Annotated in this window: 27 protein-coding genes, 2 tRNA genes and 2 pseudogenes; 12 read left to right on the top strand and 19 right to left on the bottom strand. The window is 51.3% G+C overall.

What is annotated here, in order from left to right:
- Positions 1 to 4: 4 nt before the first annotated feature.
- The 3 genes and pseudogenes from fliQ to rcsA all read left to right on the top strand — a co-directional run bounded on the left by fliQ (position 5) and on the right by rcsA (position 1980).
- Positions 5 to 274, top strand: coding sequence for a flagellar biosynthesis protein FliQ (gene fliQ / locus WC1_RS10010; protein WP_003030425.1), 270 nt, complete (start codon positions 5 to 7; stop codon positions 272 to 274).
- Between the two features lie 8 nt (positions 275 to 282).
- Positions 283 to 1078 (top strand): annotated as a pseudogene (gene fliR, locus WC1_RS10005) (flagellar biosynthetic protein FliR).
- 278 nt (positions 1079 to 1356) lie between these two features.
- Positions 1357 to 1980 carry a transcriptional regulator RcsA gene (rcsA, locus tag WC1_RS10000; RefSeq protein ID WP_003030421.1) on the top strand — a complete coding sequence of 208 codons (624 nt, stop codon included), beginning with the start codon at positions 1357 to 1359 and terminating at the stop codon, positions 1978 to 1980.
- A 54-nt stretch (positions 1981 to 2034) separates the two neighbouring features.
- On the opposite strand, the gene dsrB is transcribed toward rcsA, so the two are convergent.
- Positions 2035 to 2223: a protein DsrB gene (gene dsrB, locus WC1_RS09995; RefSeq protein ID WP_003030419.1), complete on the bottom strand. Its 189-nt coding sequence runs from the start codon at positions 2221 to 2223 to the stop codon at positions 2035 to 2037.
- Between the two features lie 163 nt (positions 2224 to 2386).
- Between dsrB and yodD the strand changes: the two genes are divergently transcribed.
- On the top strand, positions 2387 to 2614 hold the full coding sequence (gene yodD / locus WC1_RS09990; RefSeq protein ID WP_003030417.1) for a YodD family peroxide/acid resistance protein: 228 nt from the start codon (positions 2387 to 2389) through the stop codon (positions 2612 to 2614).
- A gap of 206 nt (positions 2615 to 2820) precedes the next feature.
- On the opposite strand, the gene WC1_RS09985 is transcribed toward yodD, so the two are convergent.
- Complete coding sequence (locus tag WC1_RS09985; RefSeq protein ID WP_003030415.1) at positions 2821 to 3006, bottom strand: YodC family protein; 186 nt, start codon at positions 3004 to 3006, stop codon at positions 2821 to 2823.
- Between the two features lie 77 nt (positions 3007 to 3083).
- Entirely contained in the window at positions 3084 to 3998 is a 915-nt protein-coding gene (locus WC1_RS09980) for a DUF808 domain-containing protein (protein ID WP_192474795.1), read from the bottom strand.
- Between the two features lie 175 nt (positions 3999 to 4173).
- Here WC1_RS09980 and yedA point away from each other — a divergent pair, with 175 nt between their 5' ends.
- Entirely contained in the window at positions 4174 to 5094 is a 921-nt protein-coding gene (yedA, locus tag WC1_RS09975; protein ID WP_003839069.1) for a drug/metabolite exporter YedA, read from the top strand.
- On the opposite strand, the gene WC1_RS09970 is transcribed toward yedA, so the two are convergent.
- The 3 genes from WC1_RS09970 to WC1_RS09960 all read right to left on the bottom strand — a co-directional run bounded on the left by WC1_RS09970 (position 5086) and on the right by WC1_RS09960 (position 7733).
- Complete coding sequence (locus tag WC1_RS09970; RefSeq protein WP_003030411.1) at positions 5086 to 5553, bottom strand: very short patch repair endonuclease; 468 nt, start codon at positions 5551 to 5553, stop codon at positions 5086 to 5088. The genes yedA and WC1_RS09970 overlap by 9 nt on opposite strands.
- A complete protein-coding gene (locus WC1_RS09965) occupies positions 5534 to 6964 on the bottom strand; it encodes a DNA cytosine methyltransferase (protein ID WP_032948008.1) in 1431 nt (476 codons plus the stop codon). The genes WC1_RS09970 and WC1_RS09965 overlap by 20 nt, the downstream gene beginning before the upstream one ends.
- A gap of 76 nt (positions 6965 to 7040) precedes the next feature.
- Positions 7041 to 7733, bottom strand: a complete 693-nt coding sequence (locus WC1_RS09960; protein WP_016150557.1) for a phosphohydrolase — start codon at positions 7731 to 7733, stop codon at positions 7041 to 7043.
- A 441-nt stretch (positions 7734 to 8174) separates the two neighbouring features.
- On the opposite strand from WC1_RS09960, the gene ompC reads away from it, so the two are divergent.
- Positions 8175 to 9344 (top strand): porin OmpC, encoded by a 1170-nt coding sequence (gene ompC / locus WC1_RS09955; protein WP_016150558.1) that lies wholly within the window; start codon positions 8175 to 8177, stop codon positions 9342 to 9344.
- Positions 9345 to 9446: 102 nt separating this feature from the next.
- Here ompC and WC1_RS0122885 read toward each other — a convergent pair whose 3' ends face one another.
- Complete coding sequence (locus WC1_RS0122885; RefSeq protein WP_003839058.1) at positions 9447 to 9779, bottom strand: EmrE family multidrug efflux SMR transporter; 333 nt, start codon at positions 9777 to 9779, stop codon at positions 9447 to 9449.
- Positions 9780 to 10076: 297 nt separating this feature from the next.
- Here WC1_RS0122885 and WC1_RS24990 point away from each other — a divergent pair.
- A pseudogene (locus tag WC1_RS24990) lies at positions 10077 to 10256 on the top strand (hypothetical protein); the annotation flags it as partial.
- 27 nt (positions 10257 to 10283) lie between these two features.
- Here WC1_RS24990 and WC1_RS09950 read toward each other — a convergent pair.
- Positions 10284 to 10373 (bottom strand) — tRNA-Ser (locus WC1_RS09950).
- 93 nt (positions 10374 to 10466) lie between these two features.
- Here WC1_RS09950 and mtfA point away from each other — a divergent pair.
- The 5 genes from mtfA (at position 10467) to WC1_RS09925 (ending at position 15101) form a co-directional block, all read left to right on the top strand.
- Positions 10467 to 11231 (top strand): DgsA anti-repressor MtfA, encoded by a 765-nt coding sequence (mtfA, locus tag WC1_RS09945; protein ID WP_016150559.1) that lies wholly within the window; start codon positions 10467 to 10469, stop codon positions 11229 to 11231.
- 132 nt (positions 11232 to 11363) lie between these two features.
- Positions 11364 to 11439 (top strand) — tRNA-Asn (locus WC1_RS09940).
- 258 nt (positions 11440 to 11697) lie between these two features.
- Positions 11698 to 12735, top strand: coding sequence for an extracellular solute-binding protein (locus tag WC1_RS09935; RefSeq protein ID WP_003030303.1), 1038 nt, complete (start codon positions 11698 to 11700; stop codon positions 12733 to 12735).
- Positions 12719 to 14407 (top strand): ABC transporter permease, encoded by a 1689-nt coding sequence (locus tag WC1_RS09930; protein WP_016150560.1) that lies wholly within the window; start codon positions 12719 to 12721, stop codon positions 14405 to 14407. The genes WC1_RS09935 and WC1_RS09930 overlap by 17 nt, the downstream gene beginning before the upstream one ends.
- Positions 14408 to 14417: 10 nt before the next feature.
- Positions 14418 to 15101 carry an ABC transporter ATP-binding protein gene (locus WC1_RS09925; RefSeq protein WP_016150561.1) on the top strand — a complete coding sequence of 228 codons (684 nt, stop codon included), beginning with the start codon at positions 14418 to 14420 and terminating at the stop codon, positions 15099 to 15101.
- 24 nt (positions 15102 to 15125) lie between these two features.
- Here the strand turns inward: WC1_RS09925 and ldtA are convergent, their stop codons facing one another.
- From ldtA to WC1_RS09870, 11 genes are all read right to left on the bottom strand, one after another.
- Positions 15126 to 16055, bottom strand: coding sequence for a L,D-transpeptidase (gene ldtA, locus WC1_RS09920; RefSeq protein WP_016150562.1), 930 nt, complete (start codon positions 16053 to 16055; stop codon positions 15126 to 15128).
- A 127-nt stretch (positions 16056 to 16182) separates the two neighbouring features.
- On the bottom strand, positions 16183 to 17247 hold the full coding sequence (gene cobT / locus WC1_RS09915) for a nicotinate-nucleotide--dimethylbenzimidazole phosphoribosyltransferase (protein ID WP_016150563.1): 1065 nt from the start codon (positions 17245 to 17247) through the stop codon (positions 16183 to 16185).
- Between the two features lie 24 nt (positions 17248 to 17271).
- On the bottom strand, positions 17272 to 18015 hold the full coding sequence (cobS, locus tag WC1_RS09910; protein WP_003844226.1) for an adenosylcobinamide-GDP ribazoletransferase: 744 nt from the start codon (positions 18013 to 18015) through the stop codon (positions 17272 to 17274).
- Positions 18012 to 18557: a bifunctional adenosylcobinamide kinase/adenosylcobinamide-phosphate guanylyltransferase gene (gene cobU / locus WC1_RS09905; protein ID WP_003844228.1), complete on the bottom strand. Its 546-nt coding sequence runs from the start codon at positions 18555 to 18557 to the stop codon at positions 18012 to 18014. Before cobU ends, cobS begins: the two co-directional genes overlap by 4 nt.
- The gene (locus WC1_RS09900; RefSeq protein ID WP_016150564.1) at positions 18554 to 20074 is read right to left on the bottom strand and encodes a cobyric acid synthase; all 1521 of its coding nucleotides are present in this window, start codon (positions 20072 to 20074) and stop codon (positions 18554 to 18556) included. The genes cobU and WC1_RS09900 overlap by 4 nt, the downstream gene beginning before the upstream one ends.
- Positions 20071 to 20886 carry an energy-coupling factor ABC transporter ATP-binding protein gene (locus tag WC1_RS09895; protein WP_016150565.1) on the bottom strand — a complete coding sequence of 272 codons (816 nt, stop codon included), beginning with the start codon at positions 20884 to 20886 and terminating at the stop codon, positions 20071 to 20073. The genes WC1_RS09900 and WC1_RS09895 overlap by 4 nt, the downstream gene beginning before the upstream one ends.
- A gap of 8 nt (positions 20887 to 20894) precedes the next feature.
- Positions 20895 to 21572, bottom strand: coding sequence for an energy-coupling factor ABC transporter transmembrane protein (locus tag WC1_RS09890; protein WP_003030290.1), 678 nt, complete (start codon positions 21570 to 21572; stop codon positions 20895 to 20897).
- Positions 21559 to 21840, bottom strand: a complete 282-nt coding sequence (locus WC1_RS09885; protein ID WP_003030289.1) for an energy-coupling factor ABC transporter substrate-binding protein — start codon at positions 21838 to 21840, stop codon at positions 21559 to 21561. The genes WC1_RS09890 and WC1_RS09885 overlap by 14 nt, the downstream gene beginning before the upstream one ends.
- Before the next feature lie 2 nt (positions 21841 to 21842).
- Positions 21843 to 22580 (bottom strand): cobalt ECF transporter S component CbiM, encoded by a 738-nt coding sequence (cbiM, locus tag WC1_RS09880; RefSeq protein ID WP_003834098.1) that lies wholly within the window; start codon positions 22578 to 22580, stop codon positions 21843 to 21845.
- On the bottom strand, positions 22577 to 23290 hold the full coding sequence (locus tag WC1_RS09875) for a cobalt-factor II C(20)-methyltransferase (protein WP_016150566.1): 714 nt from the start codon (positions 23288 to 23290) through the stop codon (positions 22577 to 22579). The genes cbiM and WC1_RS09875 overlap by 4 nt, the downstream gene beginning before the upstream one ends.
- Positions 23287 to 24081 (bottom strand): sirohydrochlorin cobaltochelatase, encoded by a 795-nt coding sequence (locus tag WC1_RS09870; RefSeq protein WP_003844231.1) that lies wholly within the window; start codon positions 24079 to 24081, stop codon positions 23287 to 23289. The genes WC1_RS09875 and WC1_RS09870 overlap by 4 nt, the downstream gene beginning before the upstream one ends.
- Positions 24082 to 24088: the final 7 nt, after the last annotated feature.

A 24088-nucleotide genomic window follows, 5' to 3' on the forward strand; every position in this document is an offset into this window, starting at 1 on the left:
CGAAATGACTCCTGAATCGGTCATGATGATGGGCACAGAGGCGATGAAAGTCGCCCTGGCCCTTGCTGCGCCTTTGCTGTTGGTCGCTCTCGTCACAGGTCTTATCATCAGTATTCTGCAGGCGGCGACCCAGATTAACGAAATGACGCTGTCCTTCATTCCCAAAATTGTCGCGGTGTTTATTGCCATCATTGTTGCTGGCCCGTGGATGCTTAACCTGCTGCTCGACTACGTGCGTACGCTGTTCAGCAATATCCCCTATATCATCGGGTAGACAACGTTATGTTGCAGGTGACCAGCGTTGAGTGGCTCCACTGGCTGAATTTATACTTCTGGCCTTTGCTGCGCATACTGGCGCTCATCTCAACGGCCCCCATCCTCAGTGAACGAGCCATCCCCAAACGGGTAAAGCTGGGGCTGGGGTTGATGATAACCGTCGTTATCGCCCCGTCAATTCCCGCCGTTGACGTCCCCATCTTTTCGATCGGCGCACTATGGCAGGCAATGCAACAAATCCTGATCGGTATCGCTTTAGGCTTCACCATGCAGTTTGCGTTTGCCGCAGTACGTACCGCCGGGGAATTAATTGGCCTGCAAATGGGCCTTTCCTTCGCGACGTTCTTCGATCCCGGTAGCCGTCTGAATATGCCGGTTCTGGCACGACTGATCGACATGCTCGCCATGCTGCTGTTCCTGACCTTTAACGGTCATTTATGGCTGATTTCGCTGCTGGTAGATACTTTTCATACTCTGCCCATCGGTGGCAATCCGGTGAACAGCAATGCGTTTCTCGCGCTGGCACGGGCGGGCAGCCTGATTTTCCTCAACGGGCTAATGCTGGCCCTGCCGGTAATGACGCTGCTACTCACGCTGAACCTCGCACTTGGTTTGTTAAATCGCATGGCGCCACAGCTGTCGGTTTTCGTCATCGGCTTTCCTCTCACTCTGACCGTAGGTATTTCACTGATGGCGGCGCTAATGCCATTAATTGCGCCATTCTGCGAACGATTATTCAGTGAGATTTTTAATTTACTGGCCGATATCGTTAGCGAAATGCCTGGAAAATAATAACCCTTAATTTTTATCCTGTTTTACTAAGGATTGTCCTAATTTTAAAAAGTGACAACATCCACCAAGATATCTCTGTCGCGGCTTATTTGTTTTTGCCTCACTCACATAACGCAACATTCACTTTACTTTAAGATGTTTCCTGGCAAATTATACGCAACTTTACGGGATAGTAAATTCGCCTGAAAAACAGCGAAAGCGTCATCTTGGGTCGTTATTATTCCGTTTAGTTGTGATGAAATAATCAGGTAAGGGGAATTATCGTTACGCATTGAGTGAGGGTATGCCATGTCAACGATTATTATGGATTTATGCAGTTACACCCGACTAGGGTTAACCGGGTATCTGGTAAGTCGGGGAGTGAAAAAAAGGGAAATCAACAACATTTCCAACGTTGATGAACTCAGTCTCGCCTGTGTCTCTCAACAACCCGCTGTGGTGTTTATTAATGAGGACTGCTTTATCCACGATCCTGCTAATAGCCAGCAAATAAAGCAAATCATTAATCAGCATCCCAGCACATTATTTATTGTGTTTATGGCAATTGCCAACGTGCATTTTGATGAATATCTACTCGTCAGAAAAAACTTATTGATTAGTTCTAAATCGATTAAACCTGACTCACTGGATAAACTACTTGGCGATATTCTGAAAAAAGAAGTAGATATTGCTATTGATGTGAATCTGCCGACATTATCATTAAGTCGAACCGAATCCAGCATGCTGCGTATGTGGATGGAGGGTCAGGGAACAATACAGATATCGGATCAAATGAATATCAAAGCCAAGACGGTGTCATCCCATAAGGGGAATATAAAACGAAAGATTAAGACGCATAATAAGCAAGTTATCTATCACGTTGTGAGGCTTACGGATAACGTCACCAATGGTATCTTTGTGAATATGCGCTAAGACGTTCTGACTGGTGGCGACTCCACCAGTCAGAATCAAACAGCGGAACTCATCTCACTCCACTTTTTCCACAAAGATACCATCCTGATGACCTGATTCATTAAAGAACCAGATACCGAGCGGGTAGTCTTCCAGCGAAACCAGGTACATGGTGCCTTCACTAAACTCTTCGATTGCCAGTACCACGCCCGGTCGACGAGGACCGCCGTCCGTTTTGACTGTGACCCGATCATTCACCTTCATAGTTTTCCTCCTGTGGCTTTGTGCCAGTGTAGAACAAATTCCTTTTTCTGGCAGCGCTCTGCACGCGCGATTGCGGGTTTTATCGACGGTCTATACTTAAGTTGTGCGTATCTGATGTTTGGGTACGCTCCCCCGGTATCCTTAACGGTTGAGAGGTATGAGGATGAAAACCGCGAAAGAGTACAGCGATACGGCCAAACGTGAAGTCAGCGTCGATGTCGACGCGTTGCTAAAGGCAATCAACGAAATCTGCGAGAGTGAAATTCATCGCAGCCAGGATGACCCGGAGCGCGTTAGCGTCGACGGCCGAGATTACCATACATGGCATGAACTGGCCGACGCGTTCGAACTTGATATCCATGACTTTAGCGTATCGGAGATCAATCGCTGACTGAGGGCGAAAAAAATCCCGGCCCTTATCGGGTCGGGATCAAGCTTGCTTATGCAAGAAGCACTTGTAAATTCGTTACACCAGAAAATCTGATGTGAACCAAACCTTATCTGCAATTTTTTTGCCTGACAAGTAAATAATTCTCACCAAAATGATAAATATAACTAATGGGTGAGAGATCACCAGGTTACGGTCGAGTCAAATGTTCAGGCATCCTGACAGAGCTGTCTTCGCTCGCCCGGCACCACCAGTTCATCTTCACGGAATGCTTCCCGTTTAACGCCAAAGCCGTCGTACCAGCGACACTCCACCATTCCGCTGGCATACCCGGTAACGATCATACGTGGGCCACCCTCTTTGGAGGTGACTTCCTCACTGACAGAAAAGACCATACCTGCCTCCTGTATCAAGAGAAACCTTTACACCTTAGATGACAAAGAGGCGTTTTGCATAATCAGTCCTGTAACAATTAGTGCGAAACTCCGCGCAGTCTGGCGACAGCTTTCACCAGCATAACGACAATCCCACCGATGATAAAGCCGAGCACCAGGTTAAGCAGGGTCGGAAGCATTAGCGAAATCAATGTACTTTGCTGTTGAGCAAAATGTTCAATCGCATGATGCAGCGGTGATATTCCGTGTACCACAATACCGCCCCCCACCAAAAACATCGCCAATGTACCGACCACAGAAAGTGTTTTCATCAGCCAGGGGGCAACCACCAGCAACCCTTTCCCCAGCGACTGGGCAAGTTGGCTACGTTTTTCTGCCAGCCAGTACCCGATGTCGTCAAGCTTAACGATAATCCCGACCAGGCCATACACGCCCACGGTCACCACTAACGCGATACCCGATAACACCAACACCTGATTCAGCAAAGGTGCATCCGCTACAATACCCAGCGTAATCGCAACAATCTCGGCAGACAAAATGAAGTCAGTACGTATTGCCCCTTTGATTTTATCTTTCTCAAAGGTGAGTGGATCCTGTGCGGCCAGAGCAGCCAGACGCTGCTGACGCTCTTCCGGGCTTTCTTTGTGCTTACGCGCCTCCAGGGTATGCAGAACCTTTTCTACCCCTTCAAAACAGAGAAACGCCCCACCTACCATTAATAATGGGGTGATCGCCCAGGGAATAAATGCGCTTATCAATAGCGCCAACGGTACAAGGATAACTTTGTTTACAAACGACCCCTTCGCCACGCTCCAGACCACCGGGAGTTCACGGTTCGCCCGCACGCCCGATACCTGCTGCGCATTAAGCGACAGATCATCTCCCAGCACGCCCGCGGTTTTTTTCGCGGCCAATTTTCCCATCACTGATATATCATCCAGCAGCGTGGCGATATCATCGAGTAAGGTTAGTAAGCTACTTCCTGCCAAAATTTTGACCCTCAATATTATTTTTTTGCAGTCATAAGTATGAAGTAAAACACGCCATGCTGAAACTGACCTTTCTGGTCAACAAGTTTTTAACATCGACACGTAATTATAAATCTCGCCAGTAAGATAGTTTTGACGTTTACTATGTTGCACCTTTTTATTTCTACCGTGAGGGATTATGCGTTTCAGGCAATTGTTACCGCTTTTCAGTGCGCTATTCGCGCTGTACATCATTTGGGGTTCCACGTACTTCGTTATTCGCATTGGTGTTGAAAGCTGGCCGCCGTTAATGATGGCAGCCGTACGTTTTCTCTCTGCGGGAATTTTATTAACAAGTTTTTTACTTATTCGCGGGCATAAGCTCCCCCCCTTACGCTTAATCCTGAACGCCGCGTTAATTGGTATCCTGCTGCTGGCTGTGGGTAATGGACTGGTCACCGTCGCAGAACATCAAAATGTCCCTTCCGGTATTGCCGCCGTGGTGGTCGCCACCGTCCCGCTATTTACGCTGTGTTTTAGCCACTTTTTTGGCATCAAAACGCGCAAACTGGAATGGTTGGGAATAGCGATTGGGCTCGCAGGGATCATCATGCTGAACAGCGGAGGCAATTTAAGTGGCAATCCGTGGGGCGCTATTTTAATCCTGATCGGTTCGATAAGCTGGGCGTTTGGCTCGGTGTACGGTTCACGCATTACGCTACCCGTTGGCATGATGGCCGGAGCCATTGAAATGTTAGCAGCCGGTATTGTGCTGATGTGCGCATCGTTACTCTCCGGGGAAAAACTGACCACCATGCCAACATTTTCAGGCTTTATGGCGGTGGCTTACCTGGCCCTGTTTGGCTCCATTATTGCCATTAATGCGTATATGTTCTTGATCCGCAATGTCAGCCCGGCGCTAGCCACCAGCTACGCCTACGTCAACCCGGTTGTTGCGGTGCTGTTAGGTACCGGTCTGGGGGGAGAAAGACTGGCCCCTATCGAATGGCTGGCGCTCGGCGTGATCGTGTTTGCTGTGGTGCTGGTAACGTTGGGGAAATACCTGTTCCCTGTTAAAGCGGATGCCGTCGCGAGTTCGTCGGAAAAAACATTACAGTAAATGAATACCGAGAGTGTCGATCTGCGCGGTGTCGCCACCGCCGCAGATCCACTCGATGACACGTTCAGATAACGCTTCATCATCCAGCTTTTCGCGACCACGCAGGGCGCACTCCCAGACAATCAGTACGCGCCAGCCAAGAGCCTGCAATTTTTCACAATCCCGCGCATCGCGTTGGACATTTTTGCCTATTTTTTCCAGCCAGAATTCCGTTCGTGTCGCGGGGACTTTAAACAAATAGCAATTGTGGTGGTGCCAGAAACAACCGTGAGTAAAAATCACACAATGATAATCATCCACCACAAAATCGGGGCGACCGGGTAACGTCGCATCCTGCACGCGAAACGTTACCCCCTGCTCTGTCAGCACGCTGGCAAGGCGTTTTTCAATTGCGGTATCGCGGGTGGCTATCGCCCGCATATTTTTACTGCGTGTTGCTTTATCGTGAACGTCTGCCATGCAGGTTCTCTTTCTCGCGAATAGCAACTGCCTGCCTGATTTTTGGCTCCAGCAGCCTGGCCACCGCCGCAAATGCCGGAACGATCACCGAATTACCAAACTGGCGATAAGCCTGAGTATCTGACACGGGGATCCTGAACTGATAGCCTTGCGGAGATTCAAACCCCATCAGGCGCGCGCACTCTCTGGGCGTAAGTCTGCGTGGGCGGTGTCGCTGATTCTGCGGATCGTCAAAATCTTTTTCACCCAGCGCCATATCCCAGCCACGGTCAATCAGAATCTCCGCCCCATCCTTATAATAACGCGCAGATAATGTGCGCGTTACGCTATCAGGGTTACCGGGATACACCATGCCATAGCCAAATCCATTTCCCCGCGCCTGATGCTTTTTCGCATAGCGGTAGAGGTATTTCCACAGCACCGGCGTCAGCACATATTTCGCATCGACGTTCGGCTCAAGCAGTTCCGCCAGCGTAGTACGCCGCTGCGGATAACGCGTGACAATATCCCGCAGCGTGAAGTCTGATTTCAAATTCAGATCGCGTCGGAAACCGACAAGCACGATACGTTCGCGATGTTGAGGCAAAAAATGTTGCCCATCGATAATTTTCGGATCATCCGGACCGTTATCTGCCGCATCTGCCACGTCATAACCCAGCTCGTCCAGCGTCTGCATAATGATGCGAAACGTTTTGCCCTGATCGTGACTCTTCAGGTTTTTGACGTTTTCGAGCACAAATATTGCTGGTCGACGAGCGTCGATAATGCGCACCACGTCAAAAAAGAGTGTGCCTTGTGTATCGCAGGCAAAACCGTGGGCCCGCCCTAACGCATTTTTCTTTGACACTCCGGCCAGGGAGAAGGGCTGACAAGGAAATCCCGCCAGCAGTACATCATGTTCTGGAATGTGCTGGCGAATATGTTCTGCCGCCTGCTGGTCGCTCACCCCATCCTGATGGCTCAGCGTGACATCACGAATATCTTCATTAAAGTGATGCTGGAAGGGATCGCAAAAGTTGTTCGCTTTGTAGGTGCGCACCGCATGCTTGTTCCACTCGCTGGTAAACACGCACTGCCCACCAATTGCCTCAAAGCCGCGACGAATCCCGCCAATGCCGGCAAACAGATCGATAAATCGAAAGGCATAATACGGATGATGCGCAGGTGGCGTCGGCAGCAAGGAATTCAGATAAGTAAACTCATTGTCGCTGAGGCGATGCCATGTTTCGTTCGCCACCACTCGCTTAAAGATGGCCGGACTCCAGCGGTTCTCGCCAACACCGTTCAGATAAGCAACCAGGGTTTTCACGTCATATATTTCAAGCAACTTAGCCAAAATCACCTGCGCGGCGGCCTTGTTATCATCTGTCATCGGGTTCATGGAGCCTGCTACTGAAAAATTATCCTGCATACATTTAACCGGCAGAAATGGATAACCGACAGATTAACATAAATTAGCACGGTTGACGTTTCAGCCGTACAGGCGACTAGCGCGCTTTAAAGGGTTGAATCGCGTCAAGATCCAGCATTTCATACTCTCCTTTTAACTCCGCACTCAGCTTCGCCATATACGTCAGTAAAAAATCCGCATTATGTTGTGCCAAATGCCTCCCTTGTTCGGTTTGCATCATCAACGGCAACGTCAATAACTTGGTCTGGAAGTGATCGAGCGCGTACTGTTTATCGTCAAGGCTACGCTTTCGGGCAAACGGATCTTCCGCATCAAACAGCGCAACCCCCAACGCCCCTGAAACGGCAAATACGCGCGCTAGACCGATAGCCCCCAGCGCCTCAAGCCGGTCCGCATCCTGCACGATTTTCGCTTCAAGGGTTTCTGGTGCAATTTTGGCGCTAAAACTGTGCGCCTCAATGGCATGGCACACGGCAGGTATTCTTTGTTGTGGAAAATCCGGAAAATCGCGCATCAAAATGCGACGCGTTTCCAGAGCTGCCAGTACCGACGAACGATGACGCTCAGGATGGTTCTTTGGCAGGCTGACGAGATCATGGAAGTAGCACGCGGTCAACACCACTAGCCAGTCTACAGTAGCATCTGTACTCAGCTTTTGCGCCGTCATCCACACACGACGAAAGTGAAAGATGTCATGCGCGGCATCTTGTCCGGAATGGTTATCAGCTAACCAAGCTTCAAATTGCGACTGCCAGTCGTGCAGTTTCATGCTATCTCCCTTTGTAGAAAGAAAATCACCTTAGCAACAATTTTCATTGCAAACCACTGCCTGCCCCATTACATAATTAACTTTTATTATCACACCGAAAACAAAATCCACATGAATTTATAAAAACCATAATTTCAATATCAACAACTATATTATATGAATAACAAAAATAAATACTCCACACAAATAAAATTCAAGTTTCAAATAAATAGCACGATACACATAAGATATTGATTAAAAATAATTTATGTGACAAATAATAATTTAACTAACATATATTTATAGTTATAAAAACACATCTATGAAACATTTAGAAATATTTTAAATACATTTGTTACATGTTATATTTTAAATTAAATGAACTTCATGGATAGTATCCAAATGTAGTTTCTTGGATAGTACTACATATTCATTTTAATTATCATGCAAAGGGAATACATAATGAAAAGAAAAGTATTGGCACTGCTTCTCCCTGCTTTATTAGCTGCAGGCGCAGCAAATGCGGCTGAAATCTATAATAAAAACGGCAATAAACTGGATCTGTACGGAAAAGTCGATGGTCTGCGTTATTTCTCTGATGATGCAGGCAGCGACGGCGACATGACCTATGCGCGTCTGGGCTTTAAGGGCGAAACGCAGATCAACGATATGCTGACTGGCTATGGTCAGTGGGAATATAACATTCAGGCCAACGGTACCGAAGGTGACAAAGGCGATTCATGGACTCGTCTGGCCTTTGCCGGTTTAGGTTTTGGTCAAAACGGTACTTTCGACTACGGTCGTAACTACGGCGTCGTGTACGACGTTGAAGCCTGGACCGATATGCTGCCAGAATTCGGTGGTGATACCTACACTCAGACCGACGTTTACATGCTGGGCCGTACCAACGGCGTTGCTACCTATCGTAATAAAGGCTTCTTTGGTAAGGTTGATGGCCTGAACTTTGCCCTGCAATATCAGGGGAATAATGAAGGTAGCAGCGTAGGTCAGGAAGGTTCTGGTAATAGTGAAAACCGCAAACTGGCGAAAGAAAACGGCGACGGTTTCGGTATGTCCACCTCTTATGACTTCGACTTCGGTTTAAGTCTCGGTGCAGCGTACTCCAGTTCTGATCGTACTAACAACCAAGTCGCTGAAGGTCGCAATGATCGTAGCTACACCAGTAAATATGCTGGTGGTGAAACAGCAGATGCATGGACTGTTGGCGCGAAATATGACGCTAACAACGTGTACCTGGCTGCAATGTATGCCGAAACCCGCAATATGACCGCTTATGGTGATGACAAAGGCGGTATCGCCAACAAAACGCAGAACTTTGAAGTTGTTGCACAATACCAGTTTGACTTTGGTTTGCGCCCGTCCGTTGCATTCCTGCAATCTAAAGGTGTCGACTTAGGTGGCTGGGATCACCATAGCAATGGCACCCCACGCTACACCGACAAAGATCTGGTCAAATATGTTGATGTGGGTATGACTTACTACTTCAACAAAAACATGTCCACCTACGTTGATTATAAAATCAACCTGCTGGACGAAGACGACAGCTTCTATGAAAGCAATGGTATCGCAACTGACGACATCGTTGCCGTTGGTTTAGTCTACCAGTTCTAATTACGACAAAAATACGCAAGCCCGCTTCATACCAAGCGGGCTTTTTCACCGCACAGGAATAAGCTCTGCTAACAGCGCCAGATATCCGACATTCTTTTAGAATTAATGCGGGGAAGATTTTGAAAAAATATTGATAACCAGAACCCCAGCGCAAATCAGGAACATGCCTGCGATCGCTGGGAAATCCAGCTTTTGCCCACTTACCAACCAGCCCAAAAGGCTGATTAATACGATTCCAGCACCTGACCAAATTGCGTATGCAATACCCGTTGGAATCGTCGACAGCGTCTGAGCGAGAAGATAAAAAGCAGTGCAGTAGCACACAATGGTTGCGACAGATGGCCATAGACGTGTAAACCCGTCAGAGAACTTCATCAGGGTTGTACCTATTACTTCAGCTACAATGGCCCCGGCAAGGAAAATGTATGAATTCAAAATCTGGCCCCATGTGACAATCTAAGATAATTATCGTATCACAAAGGGTTAAGTGAGTTTATCCAAAACAAGTCGTGGGCATAACCCCAACAAATATTGCAATCTTGTCACCGTCTTGTGCGTCCGCTCATCGCTCAAAGATAACTGCCAGATTTATTCTCGAGGCTTGTTGCTAATTTCTCTAACGGCCTGGTTTCTGGGGCTATCTTCTTCTAGGATAAAAACCAAAATAACTTTAGCTACCCTGCCCCTGGTTTAACTTTGAGCCGCAGGAAAAAAAACTTGATAGAAACGAGAAAGGACAAACAACTATTCTCAGATCACAAAACTGAACGCCAGGTTGCGGTTTATGACAGAAAAGTGAAAATTTCCCCCACACTGGATCTTCCAGTATTGGGCAAATCAGAACATGATGATGGCGAGCTTTATACTAAGCGAATATATCAACACTATACCAAGTGTGACATGAGTCGTTGAAAGGAATTGAGCTAAGTGTTTGAATAGTGGCGGAGAGAGGGGGATTTGAACCCCCGGTAGAGTTGCCCCTACTCCGGTTTTCGAGACCGGTCCATTCAGCCGCTCTGGCATCTCTCCGTTTTGGCGGTTGCCATGATGCCAGGTAATTTGGCATTTTAACAGACCCCGTTCCGTCAATTTCGTTCAAGTGACGAGTTTGCGAGCAAAACGATGATTAAGTGGCCCTGGAAAGAGCAAGAAACAACCCGGAGTGACGACTGGCCGTGGGACGACGCCCTGGCTATTCCTCTTCTGGTGAATCTCACCGAGCAAGAACAAGCCAGACTTATCGCCCTGGCCGAGCGCTTTTTACAGCAAAAAAGATTGGTAGCGCTTCAGGGGTTTGAACTTGACCCGCTGAAAAGTACGCGCATTGCGCTGCTTTTCTGTTTGCCTGTCCTGGAATTAGGGGTCGAGTGGCTCGACGGGTTTCATGAAGTTCTCATCTACCCTGCCCCGTTTGTCGTGGACGATGAATGGGAAGACGATATTGGGCTGGTGCATAATCAACGGGTTCTACAGTCCGGGCAGAGCTGGCAGCAAGGTCCGATAATCCTTAACTGGCTCGACATTCAGGATTCTTTTGATGCCTCCGGCTTTAATCTGATCATCCATGAAGTGGCACATAAGCTTGATATGCGTAATGGCGACCGCGCCAGCGGTATTCCGGCGATCCCTCTGCGAGATATTGCCGGTTGGGAGCACGACCTGTATGCCGCAATGAATAACATTCAGGATGAAATTGATCTGGTCGGTGAAACCGCGTGCAGTATAGATGCTTACGCAGCAACCGACCCGGCCGAATGCTTTGCCGTTCTTTCGGAGTATTTCTTCAGTGCTCCTGAATTATTTGCGCCACGTTTTCCGGCCTTATGGCAGCGTTTTATTCAGTTTTACCGCCAGAACCCCATGGAGCGGTTACGCGATACCCGCTAAGATGGTCATTATCGCTCACCAAATGTGCATTAACGCTGAATTTGAAGATTAATTAAGCAATTGAAATGACGCGCTAATTTTACTGTTGACACCTCATGGCGAGGTCAGTAATATGCGCCTCGTTCACACGATTCCTCTGTAGTTCAGTCGGTAGAACGGCGGACTGTTAATCCGTATGTCACTGGTTCGAGTCCAGTCAGAGGAGCCATATTTAAGAAGCCTGCTTAGGAAACTAAGCAGGCTTTTTGCTTTTCGGTCGCTATAAAATCCCCTCTCATAAGCACCCAGCCTGCTCTGCACCCCGTTACATGCCGCATCACAACGTTGATTAAAGTTATGTAAATGTAAATCGTTTAAACTTTGCAATTATTGTAAGTGCTAGTGATTATCATTTATTGTACGCGAGCCAAAGGAACGAGCCCTCGCTCGGTTCACTGTACGTTCCAATTACTCTGGGATATAAACGATGAATTCTCTGCCTCGCGCCGGACTGCGCCGTATCACACTTGCCTCTTCCCTGGTCTTCTCAGTTAGCCTACCGGCTTTCGCTCAGGAAACGTTAACGCTCTATACAACCCGTGAACCGGGTCTAATCCAGCCTTTGCTTGATAGCTGGACCAAAACCAGCGGCATCAAAGTCAGTACGGTCTATATCAAGGACGGTATGCTTGAGCGCGTTAAAGCTGAAGGTAAAAATTCACCTGCCGACCTGCTGATGACCGTCGATGCCGGTAATCTCATTGATTTAGTGGAAGCGGGTGTAACTCAGCCAGTAGAGTCAGAAGCACTGAAAACCGCGATTCCGGCTAATCTGCGCGGTGCAGATAATCAGTGGTTTGCGCTATCGATGCGTGCCCGCGTGCTGTATGCCGAGAAGTCACTGCCAATCGATAACTGGCATTACGAACAACTCGCCAGCCCTGAGTACAAAGGTAAAGTCTGTATTCGTTCCGGACAGCACCCGTATAACACGGCGCTGATCGCCGCAATGATTGCTCATCACGGCGAAGCAAAGACCGAAGAATGGCTGCGCGGTGTGAAAGCTAACCTGGCGCGTAAAGCTACTGGTGGCGATCGCGATGTTGCTCGCGATATCCTCGGCGGCATTTGCGATATTGGTCTCGCCAACTCCTATTACGTCGGCCATATGAAAAATGCCAAAGAAGGCAGCGATGCGCGTCAATGGGGCGATGCGATTAAAGTCGTTAAACCTACCTTTGAAAATGGCGGTACACACGTCAACATCAGTGGTGCAGCTGTAGCCCGCTATGCGCCAAATAAAGCCGATGCCGTTAAGCTGATGGAATATCTGGTTTCCGCACCTGCCCAGCAGCAATATGCGAAAGCGAACTTCGAATACCCGGTACTGAAAGGCGTGACGCTTGACCCGGTTATCAACGCAACTATTGGCGAAATCGACGTCGATAAAACACCATTAACCGAAATCGTTAAATATCGTAAACAAGCTAGTCTGCTGGTAGATAAAGTTGGATTCGATCAATAAACCTCTGCAGTTTCCGACGTTACGCGGCCTGGTTTCCGGGCCGCAGTCATTATTAACGCCGCTACATCTTGGCGCACTGTGCGTGGCGCTTGGCGTTCTGACACCGATCATAGCGCTGATTTGGCAGGCTACCCAGGCCGATTTATCTCACTGGGGTAATCTCCTGACGTATGTACTACCTGCCGCACTAAAAAATACCGTGCTGTTATTAGCCGGTGTCGCGGTGATGGTCGGCGTGATTGGCGTAGGCAGCGCATGGGCGGTAACGGCATGGGATTTCCCCGGACGTAAAATACTTAGCTGGGCGTTACTGTTGCCGCTGGCGATGCCGACCTACATTGTGGCCTTTGCGTGGCTTGATCTGCTGCATCCGATTGGCCCCCTGCAAACCTTTATCCGTTTTTTACTGGGTTTTGACAGCCCAAGACAGTTCCGTCTGCCAGATTTACGCTCACTTTCCGGCGCAATCATCCTACTCGGATTGGTGCTTTACCCATACGTGTATCTGACAACCCGTGCCATGTTTATTAGCCAACCGGCCCATTTACTGGAAGCCGCACGCACGCTGGGATGCAGCGCGACCGGAACCTTCTTTCGTGTTGCATTGCCCATGGCCCGTCCGGCACTGGCCGTTGGGATCAGCCTTGCACTGCTGGAAACGCTCAACGATATTGGCGCATCGGAGTTTCTCGGGGTACAGACGTTAACCGTTACCGTGTACACCACATGGATCTCGCGTTCTGATTTATCTGCCGCGGCACAAATTGCCTGCATGATGCTGATGTTTATATTCCTTATTCTGACGCTGGAATTTTATGGTCGCAGAAAACAAGGATTCAGCAGTCGCAGCCTACGGGAAATTCAACCTACGCGCGTGCAGGGCTGGCGTGGCTGGCTGCTTGGTGGCGTTATTTCACTGCCTGTCCTGCTGGGTTTTCTGGCTCCGGTTCTGTTTTTAATGTGGGAAAGCGCCAAACGCATAGGTGATGAGAATCCGCTTTCCTCTTCGTTACTATCAGCATTACAAAATACGCTATCGCTGGCGGCGGGAACCACGCTGGTGGTGGTTTGCGTCAGTATGTTAGTGGCCTGGAGCGCGCGTCATAGCGCCGCCGACAACGCCATGCCAGGATTTCGTCGCGGCGTGATGCGTCTGGCTTCTTTAGGCTATGCGGTTCCCGGCACAATTCTGGCAATTGGTTTTTTGACCCCCGCCATGGCGGTAGACCGCTGGCTGGCCGATTTACTGGATGTTCGTGGTCTGCCGCTGATGTCCGCCGGGATCCTGCTGGTAATTTGTTGTGCCATGCGATTCCAGGCGATTGCCATTGGCGCACTGGATTCTGGTCTGGGCCGTATCCCCCCCTCACTGGAACAGGCGTCTCGTCTGTTGGGTGAGAATGGCGCGGGGACGTTTGCACGGGTCCATTTTCCCCTGCTGCGCCCAGCGTTAGTCAGCAGTGCCCTGCTGGTTTTTGCCGATGCCATGAAAGAACTGCCAACAACGTTGCTTTTGCGCCCGGTCAATTTCGAAACGCTGGCAACATTGTTGTATGCGGAAGCAGCCCGTGGAACCTATGAAGAAGGTGCTATCGCCGCGCTAATGATTGTTTTAGCTGGCACGCTACCGGTTATTTTGTTGGTGCGTCATCAAATGACTCGCCGTGGTTAAGAGAGCAACAATGTCAGAAATTGCATTACGACTCCAGGATGTACACGTTACTTATGGCAACAGCCAGCAATCGGTACTGAGCGGATTTTCAATGTCGGTACATAAAGGTGAAATCGCCTGTCTGCTGGGCGCTTCAGGCTGCGGGAAAACCACGGTGCTACGCGCAGTTGCCGGATTTGAACGCCTGCAAAACGGAGAGATCTATGTGTCACAGCGCCGTGTTGCCGGTCCCGGCATTCATCTGCCACCGGAAAAACGTCATGTCGGCATGGTCTTCCAGGAATATGCGTTATTCCCCCATCTGACCGCGCAGCAAAATGTGGCCTTTGGATTGCGTCGCATGCCGCGTGAGGATCAACAGGCCAGAGTGACTGAGCTGCTGAAAATGGTGGAGTTACACAGCCATGCCAACCGCTATCCGCATGAGCTTTCAGGCGGGCAACAACAGCGTATCGCCCTTGCGCGCGCGTTGGCGCCACATCCGGAAATCCTGTTGCTCGATGAACCCTTCTCCAGCCTTGATAAGCGCACGCGTGAACGTCTTGGCAACGAGGTACGGGATATTTTGCGCGCCGCAGGGCAAACGGCGCTGTTGGTTACCCACAGTGAACACGAAGCTCAACTAATGGCAGACCATATTGGCGTGGTAAAAATGGGGCAGTATCAAATAAAAAAAGCGACCCATCCGACCTGAAGGTCACCAGAGTCGCCCTGAAAATTAATAATGTTTCTGTACCAGGCTGATGTTCACCGGCATACCGGAACGTCTTTCCAGTGCCTGGTTCCCACGGCTCACATCCACGTCATTCCCGTTGATAAAGGTACGCAGAGCGGGAGTGACTGGCAAAGGTACCTTTCTGTCAGACTCGTATTCCGAACGATTTCGCGACAACGGCTCATGCACTTCCACCCAACGACTACCGTCCGGCTCTTCGCTGTATTTCACCGGCCGGTCAATTAATTGTACACGGGTCCCTACAGGCACCGTATCAAACAGGTACTTGATGTCGTCATTCCGCAAACGGATACACCCTTGGCTTACCCGCAGACCAATACCGAAATTGGCATTTGTCCCGTGAATGGCATAAAGCCTGCCGATATAAATTGCATACAGGCCCATCGGATTTTCTGGCCCGGCAGGAACAAATGCTGGCAAGCTTTCCCCGCGAGCGGCGTATTCGCGTCGGGTATTTGGCGTCGGTGTCCAGCTTGGTGCTTCCTGCTTACGCTCTACCGCCGTCACCCAGTTGCGCGGCGTTTCTCTACCCGCCTGACCAATGCCAATGGGTAAAACCTCAACCGTATTGCTGCCAGCAGGATAATAGTAAAGCCGCATCTCGGCGACGTTGATGACAATCCCCTCGCGTACGGTATCCGGTAATATCAGTTGCTGCGGCACAACCAGCGTTGAACCCGATTTAGGCAGAAAAACATCGACGCCCGGATTGGCTTCAAGCATATTGCTCAACCCCTGCCCGTACTGAGCGGCAAATGCCTCCAGCGGCTTGGTATTTCCTGGTGGAACCGTAACAGTCAAAGGGCTACCCACCAGGCGACTGCCCTCTGGCGGCAGTGGATAACTCACCGCCTGCGCGCCCTGACTCGCAAGCAGCATAATGAGTGAACAAAGCAGTTTTACACGACGCATCTTTTTCCTTTCCTTCGTCGCAGCAGATATCCGTTAATTATAGCTTTTATTATCTGTTTTAGTGGGTTACGACATATTTGCGCATAAAAAAACCTCGCCAACAGGCGAGGTTCAGGTTGAGCGGTAACTACGCTTCCTTACCATCCGGAAGCTCGATGTTACTGGCGGCTAACTGCCCCATATTGTTGTACATCGCACAAGCAGCCTCAACAATAGGCATCGCCAACGCGGCCCCACTGCCTTCACCCAAACGCATCCCCATATTCAGATATGGATCCAATTCAAGATGCGCCAGCGCGGTACGGGCGCCCTTCTCAGCGGAGAAATGTGACGGGATTAGGTAGGGTTTTATTTGTGGTGCAATCTGGCAGGCCGCCAGCGCAGCGGAATAAGAAAGAAAACCATCCAGCACGACCGGCAGGCCGCAGGAGGCCGCCCCCAACATTACCCCTGCCATGCCGACAAGATCGAACCCACCAACTTTAGCCAGCACATCGACACCGTCATGGCGATCTGGCTGATTGACGGCAATTGCCCGACGCACAACGTCTACCTTATTCCCCACCCGAGAAAGAGGAAGGTTAGCGCCAATACCCACGACTTCCTCAGCATCACTGCCGGTAAGCACGCTAACAATGGCCGCCGCAGGTGTAGTATTTGCCATACCAAGCTCACCGACACCAAACAGCGTTACGCCGTCTTTGGCCAGTTCATGGGTATAGCGAATGACTTCCAGCAACAGCTCCTCGGCCTGCGAATGGCTCATTGCCGGGCCTTCGGCTATATTGCCGCAGCCGCGTGCCACGCGCATATTCACCACGCCGGGAATAGGTTCAGCATCAATCCCCACATCTATCACATGGACCTTCGCCCCCGCCTGAGCGGCGAGGACGCAGACGCCGGTCGTTCCACGCGTCATATTGGCAGCCTGTATAGCCGTGACAACTTTAGGTGAAACGGCAACCCCTTCATCCCACACGCCGTGATCGGCGCACATCACCAGCATCGCTTTGCCATTCACATGCGGCACACCCTTCAGGCCAGGCATCCCGGCCATTTGCACGGCGAGAGATTCGAGTCGCCCCAAGCTTCCCGGCGGCTTAAGCAAGCCGTCGATATGCTGCTGCGCGCGCAGCATCGCGGCACTGTCAGGTAATGGGATCGCGCGGAGTAAAGAGGTTAAAGTCTGCATAAGGGTTCCAGTATGTGGGCTGACTCAGAGCAGAGCCAGCAAGAAAATCAACTCGCCAAGTTCAATGGCAGCGCCCAGCGTATCGCCGGTTTGCCCACCCAACGTGCGTTTTAATAACTGCCCAAGAATAAAAATCGCCACCATTGTGACAACCAGCGCTGCCACGCCGCGCATGCCGGGAAGCAGCACGGCGGCAAGGATCGCCGCCAATCCCAACGTAACGCAGGTTTGACGCCCGGTGACTTTACCAATAAAAACGTTACCCAGCCCTTCTTCGCGGGCATAGCGATGCCGATACATCAGCAACACCGCCGTTCCTCGCCCGGCGACACATGCCGCCGCCAGCGCAGCCAGCATCGGCGTGCCACGCAAAGCCAGTTCGCTCACCACCAGCACCTTCGCCAGTAAAACGAAAATTAGCGCCAGTCCACCGTGGGTTCCCAGACGACTGTCGCGCATGATTTCCAGCATCCGCTCGCGTCGACGCGCCGAAAAAATGCCGTCACAGGTATCCGCCAGACCATCCAGATGAAATCCCCCGGTCAATAACGCCAGCGTCAGCACCGCAAAAAGAGCGGCCAACGGTATACCGCACCAGGTCTGGAGCGCCATGAAGACCAGCCCCGTCAACCCTCCCAACACGACGCCAATCAGGGGAAACATCACAATACCGCGGGAATAGTGCTCGAAATCCAGTCCTTGCGACCAGCGAGCAGGAACGGGCAAGCGACTGATAAAAGAGAGCATTGCCCAGAACAACTTACTCATTTAATTTTGACTCCAATTCCTGATACCACCAGCCAGACCTCATCAGCCGCCGCCGCCAGTCGCTGGTTCACGCGTCCTGCAATATCACGAAAATGCCGCGCCAGACGGTTCTCCGGCACAATCCCCATTCCCACTTCGTTAGTGACCAACACGATCTTTGCCGGGCAGCGCTGACAGGCTGCAATCAGCGAACGGATTTCACCTTCGATAGACTGCTCCATCGCCGCGTAATCCCAGCTGTCCGGATCGCTGTCACCGCCCAGAGCAAACAGCAGGTTGGTCACCATCGTAGTGATGCATTCAAGCAGAATGGTTTCCTGAGGATCGTTCGCGGCCGTGATCAGTTCATCAAGATGTTGCCAACGTTCGGCTGTACGCCAGTGCGCAGGACGTCCATCGCGATGATGCTGAATTCGCGCAGCCATCTCCTCATCAAAAATCTGCGAAGTCGCAATATACAAAACGTTTGGGGAATCAGCGATCAGCGCTTCCGCATGCCGACTCTTACCGCTTCGCGCGCCGCCAGTAACCAGAATCATCATACTGGCTCCCGGTGTTGCTGCATGATGGTATAAATTTTCTCAATATCGATGTGTTGCCGCATCGCATCCGCCAGCAGATCAAACTGCTGCGATTTATATTGCGCGTAATGGAAGGTGGAATCCAGCGGAGCTAACCCTTTACGTTCTCGCAGGCCATTGACCAACGCACGGGTGAAATCATCGCTGTCGAAAAGACCGTGAAGATAGGTGCCGAACGCCAGACCATCCGCAGTGACCGCGCCGTCAACAACGTTGCAGCCGTCTTTGTGCAACGTCATCACCGACTGACATTCATCGGTTAATGCTGTTTCGCCCATATGAATTTCATAACCGCGAACGGATAACCCCGCCGTGCCCGCCAGCCAGTCAGGCAGCGATGAGGACATTTGCCCCTCAACCAGGGTCGTAGTTTTGTGCTGGGCAAAATGGGTTACGGTATTGAGCAAACCCAGCCCCGGCAGCGTACCGAGTCCTGACTCCACTTCATCAATGATGGTATCGCCAAGCATTTGATAACCGCCGCAAATCCCCACCACCGGTACGTTATTACGATGCAATTGCACGACGCCATGCGCCATCCCGCTTTCACGCAGCCACACCAGATCGCCAAGGGTATTTTTGCTGCCGGGCAAAATCACCAGATCGGCCCCCGCCAGCTCTTCAGGCTGGCGAACATAGCGCACACGCACATCCGGCTGCGCAGCAAGCGCATTGAAATCCGTAAAGTTAGAAATGTGCGGGATTTGCACAACGGCGATGTCGATGTCGCGTTTATCAGTGCGCAAATACTTGCCCTTTTGCAGTGCAACGCCATCTTCATCTTCCAGATCAACATCCAGCCATGGCATCACGCCCAGCACCGGAACACCGGTCAGCGCTTCAATTTGCTCGATACCGGAGTGCAGCAGCGTCACATCACCGCGAAACTTATTGATGATCACCCCTTTTACGCGTGCGCGTTCGTGATCGTGCAACAGCGCCAGCGTGCCGTAAATGGAGGCGAATACCCCACCACGATCGATATCCGCCACTAAAACGACAGGGCACTGCGCCATTTCTGCCATGCCCATATTGACGATATCGCGATCGCGCAGGTTAATCTCTGCCGGGCTCCCCGCACCTTCCAGCACCAGCACATCGAACTCCTGCGCCAGGCTGTTATAAACTGACAGGATCTGTTCCCGCAGACGAGGTTTGTACTCGTGGTAACTCACCGCGTCCATATCAGTCGCTACTTTGCCCATCAGCACTACCTGCGCTTTGCGATCGCTGGTCGGTTTAAGCAGAACCGGGTTCATACGCACATCTGGCGTAATACCTGCGGCTTCAGCCTGAAAAATTTGCGCGCGGCCCATTTCTTTTCCCTCTGGCGTAATGCCAGAGTTCAGCGCCATGTTCTGCGATTTGAACGGTGCGGTATGCAGTCCATCCTGATAAAAAATACGACACAGCCCGGCGACCAATACGCTTTTACCCACATCAGATGCCGTTCCCTGCAACATTATTGCCTGCGTCATGACGCCTCCTTCAGTGCGTTCTCTCGCATACAGCTAAAAAATTCAGCCTCTGTTTTACACAGCGGGAAGCCCAACTCGGTATGCAGCTTCACCAGCCAGGGCTGAGTCAATCCCGCTTGTTCAATAAGATCCGTACGGGCGAAAACGTCGCCTGGCGTGCCGTGCGTGAGTACTTCGCCCCGGCGTAAAACGTACACCGCATCGCTGACTTCATAGATAAGATCGATATCATGGCTTGAAATTACGACATGGTTTCCTTGCGCTACGATGCGTTTGATAATCTCAATCATCTGTGTGCGGCCTGACGGGTCGAGGCCCGCAGTAGGTTCATCCAGCAGCAGATACTGCGCCTGCAACACCAACGCCCCGGCTATCGCTACGCGTTTTTTTTGCCCATGGCTTAAACACTGAATGGGCTGATGGCGAAAATGCTGGGCGTCGACCAGCGTAAGCGCATCTTCCACGCGTCGGGTGATTTCAGCCTCATCCACCCCGAGATTGCGCAGGCTAAAGGCGATATCGCTGTCGATATCGGTATAAAAGATTTGCTGATCGGGGTCCTGAAATACCGTTGCCACCTGTTGACGCAGCGCCAGCAGGCCGCGTTTGCTGTAATCCAGCGGTTTACCCTGCCACATCACCGCGCCTTGCTGTGGGCGCAATAAGCCACTCAGGTTCATAAACAGCGTGGATTTCCCGCAACCATTAGCGCCTACCAACCCGGTGACGGCATGCGTAGAAAAATCCAGCGTTAGCCCTTTGAGGATCGGGTCATCCTGATAGCGAAACCAAAGCGCTGAGGTGGCAAGCATACTTTTCCTTACAGGTGAAAATCACCCTGATAAAGTTTGATATCCAGTGTGGTGGTCATTTGCTGGTAGCGGATCAACACGCGAGTGAACAGCAATCCCACCAGCATTGCCAGAGAGCGGTAGCCCAACGGCAAGCTACGATAACCAAAACGCAGCGTTTGTGCGCGGTGAATAGCCAGCGCCTCGTCTAACAGAATAAAAATAAACCGCCAGGTCAGCAGGATCTGCTCAGTTAGCAGGCGAGGAACGTGCGCGCGTTTGAGTAGGATAATTAATTGCGGAAACGGCAGATTCAGTACCAGCCAGAAGGTTGCCGCCAGCGCAGCAAGGCTGCGCCAGAATGTTTCATTCGCTGTCACCAGACCTGGTGCGCTGATCCCCAACCAGTAACTTCCCACAGGTATGCTGGCCAACAGCGTCTGTGGATCGCGGCTGATGCTAAACAGGATGGTCACTACGCCAACCGCCAGAAAACCAAACGGTAATGCCATCCAACGGCACCAGCGCCAGAAGGAAATACGCAGCAGCCAGCAGCTCAGCGCGGCAATCAATAACAGCTCAATACCCTGCCCCAACGGGGGCAGAGTAAACGCCAGAATCATCATCACCAGCCAGAGCAGAAATTTCCGCACTGGCGAGACATGAACCCAACGGCTTTGATAGCTAAGCCTGTCAAGCCCGGTCATCACGGCGTTGCCTGCCCTTGGTATAACCCAGAATATAGAAAATCACGGCTGCGCCCAGCGATCCCTGAAGTGTAAACAGCAGACTTTCAATTTCACCGCTTGCCGGTTCATACAGCGGCTGGAACCAGGGTTCATAATGCGGGGCAATAGCCTGAATCTGACTCTCCGCCTCACCGTCTGAACCGCCGTACTCTCCACCGTGGTTGATAAAGAACGGCAGGATCACCAGCGCCACTACCATGCCCAATATAATCAGCGTCTTTTTCATCGTTAATGTCCTTGTGCGGTTATTAACTGGCGTTTGGTTAGCTGATCGTAAATCAGCACGGTGAGTAACCCTTCCGCAATCGCGATTGGGATCTGCGTCAGACAGAAAATCCCCATGAACTTAATGATTGAACCGGTAGCGCCAGCAGAGGGATCCGGGAACGCCACGCCCAGCTGTACCGACGTCACGAAATAGGTGACGAGATCCGCCAGCATCGCGCACAAGAAGACGCAAACATCACGACGCAGCCCTGCACGGCAGGCCATTTTCCACACCATGTAACCCACTACCGGGCCAATTACCGCCATCGACATGCCGTTCGCGCCAAGCGTCGTTAAACCACCGTGTGCCAGCAGCAGTGCCTGGAACAGCAGAACGATCGCCCCGAGGATGGCCACTACGCCAGGTCCAAACAGGATAACTGCCAGGCCTACGCCGGTAGGGTGTGAACAACTTCCGGTAACGGAAGGAATTTTCAGCGCCGACAGCACAAAAATAAAGGCGCCGCACAGTGCCAGTAAAACTTTCTGGTGGTTATCTTCCTGCACGATTTGGCGCAAGCGCACCAGCCCGTACCACAGGCAGGGTAAAAACAGCAGCCACCATGCCAGCGCCCACATCGGCGGCAAGAAGCCTTCCATAATGTGCATGGCGAACGCTTGCTCAGGAACAATCATCAGTAATAGCGCCGCAGCCAACCCGCTGAAAGACAGCTGTTTTAGCTGTTGTTCAAGCTTCATTGTGCATACTCCCACTGTTTGTTGACCAGAATGGTCGAAAAATAAGGCAGCGGCTGATCGTCGCTCACCTCATCGAGATGACGCCAGCACTGTTCACCTGGCAGCGTGGCTTCAGACATCATTAATGCGCAGCCCAACAAACCTTCTTGTTGCAGCAGCGCTTTGATACGCGCAAAACGACCGTACACTTTCATCAACACCAGACTGTCATGCTGCTTTAACGCCTGCTGAATTTCAGCTTCCGGCGCGGTACAGGAGACCACTGCCAGCGATTGTTGCTCCATGGCGAGCGGGGTTTTCGAACGCGCGGCAATCGCAGCGAAAGAAGTCACGCCCGGGACGATTTCTAACCAGTCAGGCGAACCAATGCGCTGCAGTAAAAAGACCCAGGTACTGAACAGCATGGCGTCGCCGAGCGTAATAAAACCTACTTTTTTTCCAGCTTCGACTTCCTGAACCAGCGCGGTTGCAACCTCATCCCAGACGGCCTCTTTTTCCGCGCTGTCGGCACTCATGGGAAAATGGCAGCAGCGGACCTCGGTCTGCTCGCCGATATACTCCCGTACAATCGACAGCGCCAGGCTATCGCCGCCTTTACGCCCGGCAGGCGCATAGAGAATATCCAGTATGCCCAGCGTACGTGCAGCACGTACGGTGATCAGATCGGAAGCGCCAGGTCCGGTGCTTAATGCGTACAGTTTCCCGCTCATGCTGCTTCCTCCAGCGCCACATTAAGCGCCTGCTGTAAATGTGCCACGAACATGGCGCGAACCGCCGGATTCTCACCCAGTCCACTGAGCCATGGCGTAGCCTTTATCCCGGCCGCATTGAACAATGTTTTCCACGAATCATCTTCGTCAGAGGCCATATCATTGATGGCATGGTCACCAGCAACTAACATCAGCGGCATCAGATGCACCGCCGCCACCCCTTCCTGAGATAAACTTTCAATCAGCACATCCACTTCCGGATAGCTTTCCACCGCCCCAACCCGCGCCGGAAAGCGCTGCGCCGTCATCATATGGTCGAGACAGGCATAGGCGGCAAAGGCATGATGGCTGGCGCCGTGTCCCATAAACACCACTTTTTCATTTTCTCTAAGCGTCGGCATTTGCTGTTGCAGCGCCAGCATCAGCTGGGCGTAATCTTCATGGCTGCTCAGTAGCGGTACACCCAGCGTCAGGCGTGAAAACAGCGGACGCATACTTTGCACTTCGCGGACAATTTTTTCGTATTCGTCGCCATTGATAATGTGCAGCGACTGAATAGCCACATCCTGATACCCCTGCTCCGCCAGTTTTTGCAGCGCCTGCAGCGGTGTGTCGATTTCAATGCCGTCACGCTGCTTGAGCTTGCGGATAATCATCCCGGAGGTAAACGCCCGGAACAGGTCGCGGTCAGGGCAACTGGCTGCAAGATCGCGCTCACAGGCCACAATATTTTTCTCACAGGTGTCGTGATAGCTGGTGCCAAAGCTGACCACCAGAAGCGCCTTTTTCATCTTTAAC

It is taken from the genome of Citrobacter sp. KTE30, from assembly GCF_000398825.1.
Classification (GTDB): domain Bacteria; phylum Pseudomonadota; class Gammaproteobacteria; order Enterobacterales; family Enterobacteriaceae; genus Citrobacter; species Citrobacter freundii.

Coding starts and splice junctions, on each gene's coding strand:
- fliQ (WP_003030425.1), top strand. CDS start 5: ATGACTCCTGAATCGGTCATGATGATGGGCACAGAGGCGATGAAAGTC.
- rcsA (WP_003030421.1), top strand. CDS start 1,357: ATGTCAACGATTATTATGGATTTATGCAGTTACACCCGACTAGGGTTA.
- WC1_RS09970 (WP_003030411.1), bottom strand. CDS start 5,553: ATGGCAGACGTTCACGATAAAGCAACACGCAGTAAAAATATGCGGGCG.
- ldtA (WP_016150562.1), bottom strand. CDS start 16,055: ATGCGTCGTGTAAAACTGCTTTGTTCACTCATTATGCTGCTTGCGAGT.
- WC1_RS09870 (WP_003844231.1), bottom strand. CDS start 24,081: ATGAAAAAGGCGCTTCTGGTGGTCAGCTTTGGCACCAGCTATCACGAC.
- yodD (WP_003030417.1), top strand. CDS start 2,387: ATGAAAACCGCGAAAGAGTACAGCGATACGGCCAAACGTGAAGTCAGC.
- WC1_RS09895 (WP_016150565.1), bottom strand. CDS start 20,886: ATGCTTGCCACCTCAGCGCTTTGGTTTCGCTATCAGGATGACCCGATC.
- yedA (WP_003839069.1), top strand. CDS start 4,174: ATGCGTTTCAGGCAATTGTTACCGCTTTTCAGTGCGCTATTCGCGCTG.
- WC1_RS09985 (WP_003030415.1), bottom strand. CDS start 3,006: ATGGTCTTTTCTGTCAGTGAGGAAGTCACCTCCAAAGAGGGTGGCCCA.
- WC1_RS09875 (WP_016150566.1), bottom strand. CDS start 23,290: ATGAGCGGGAAACTGTACGCATTAAGCACCGGACCTGGCGCTTCCGAT.
- cobS (WP_003844226.1), bottom strand. CDS start 18,015: ATGAGTAAGTTGTTCTGGGCAATGCTCTCTTTTATCAGTCGCTTGCCC.
- dsrB (WP_003030419.1), bottom strand. CDS start 2,223: ATGAAGGTGAATGATCGGGTCACAGTCAAAACGGACGGCGGTCCTCGT.
- ompC (WP_016150558.1), top strand. CDS start 8,175: ATGAAAAGAAAAGTATTGGCACTGCTTCTCCCTGCTTTATTAGCTGCA.
- WC1_RS09890 (WP_003030290.1), bottom strand. CDS start 21,572: ATGACCGGGCTTGACAGGCTTAGCTATCAAAGCCGTTGGGTTCATGTC.
- WC1_RS09925 (WP_016150561.1), top strand. CDS start 14,418: ATGTCAGAAATTGCATTACGACTCCAGGATGTACACGTTACTTATGGC.
- WC1_RS09885 (WP_003030289.1), bottom strand. CDS start 21,840: ATGAAAAAGACGCTGATTATATTGGGCATGGTAGTGGCGCTGGTGATC.
- cbiM (WP_003834098.1), bottom strand. CDS start 22,580: ATGAAGCTTGAACAACAGCTAAAACAGCTGTCTTTCAGCGGGTTGGCT.
- mtfA (WP_016150559.1), top strand. CDS start 10,467: ATGATTAAGTGGCCCTGGAAAGAGCAAGAAACAACCCGGAGTGACGAC.
- WC1_RS09965 (WP_032948008.1), bottom strand. CDS start 6,964: ATGCAGGATAATTTTTCAGTAGCAGGCTCCATGAACCCGATGACAGAT.
- WC1_RS09960 (WP_016150557.1), bottom strand. CDS start 7,733: ATGAAACTGCACGACTGGCAGTCGCAATTTGAAGCTTGGTTAGCTGAT.
- cobU (WP_003844228.1), bottom strand. CDS start 18,557: ATGATGATTCTGGTTACTGGCGGCGCGCGAAGCGGTAAGAGTCGGCAT.
- WC1_RS09900 (WP_016150564.1), bottom strand. CDS start 20,074: ATGACGCAGGCAATAATGTTGCAGGGAACGGCATCTGATGTGGGTAAA.
- cobT (WP_016150563.1), bottom strand. CDS start 17,247: ATGCAGACTTTAACCTCTTTACTCCGCGCGATCCCATTACCTGACAGT.
- WC1_RS09935 (WP_003030303.1), top strand. CDS start 11,698: ATGAATTCTCTGCCTCGCGCCGGACTGCGCCGTATCACACTTGCCTCT.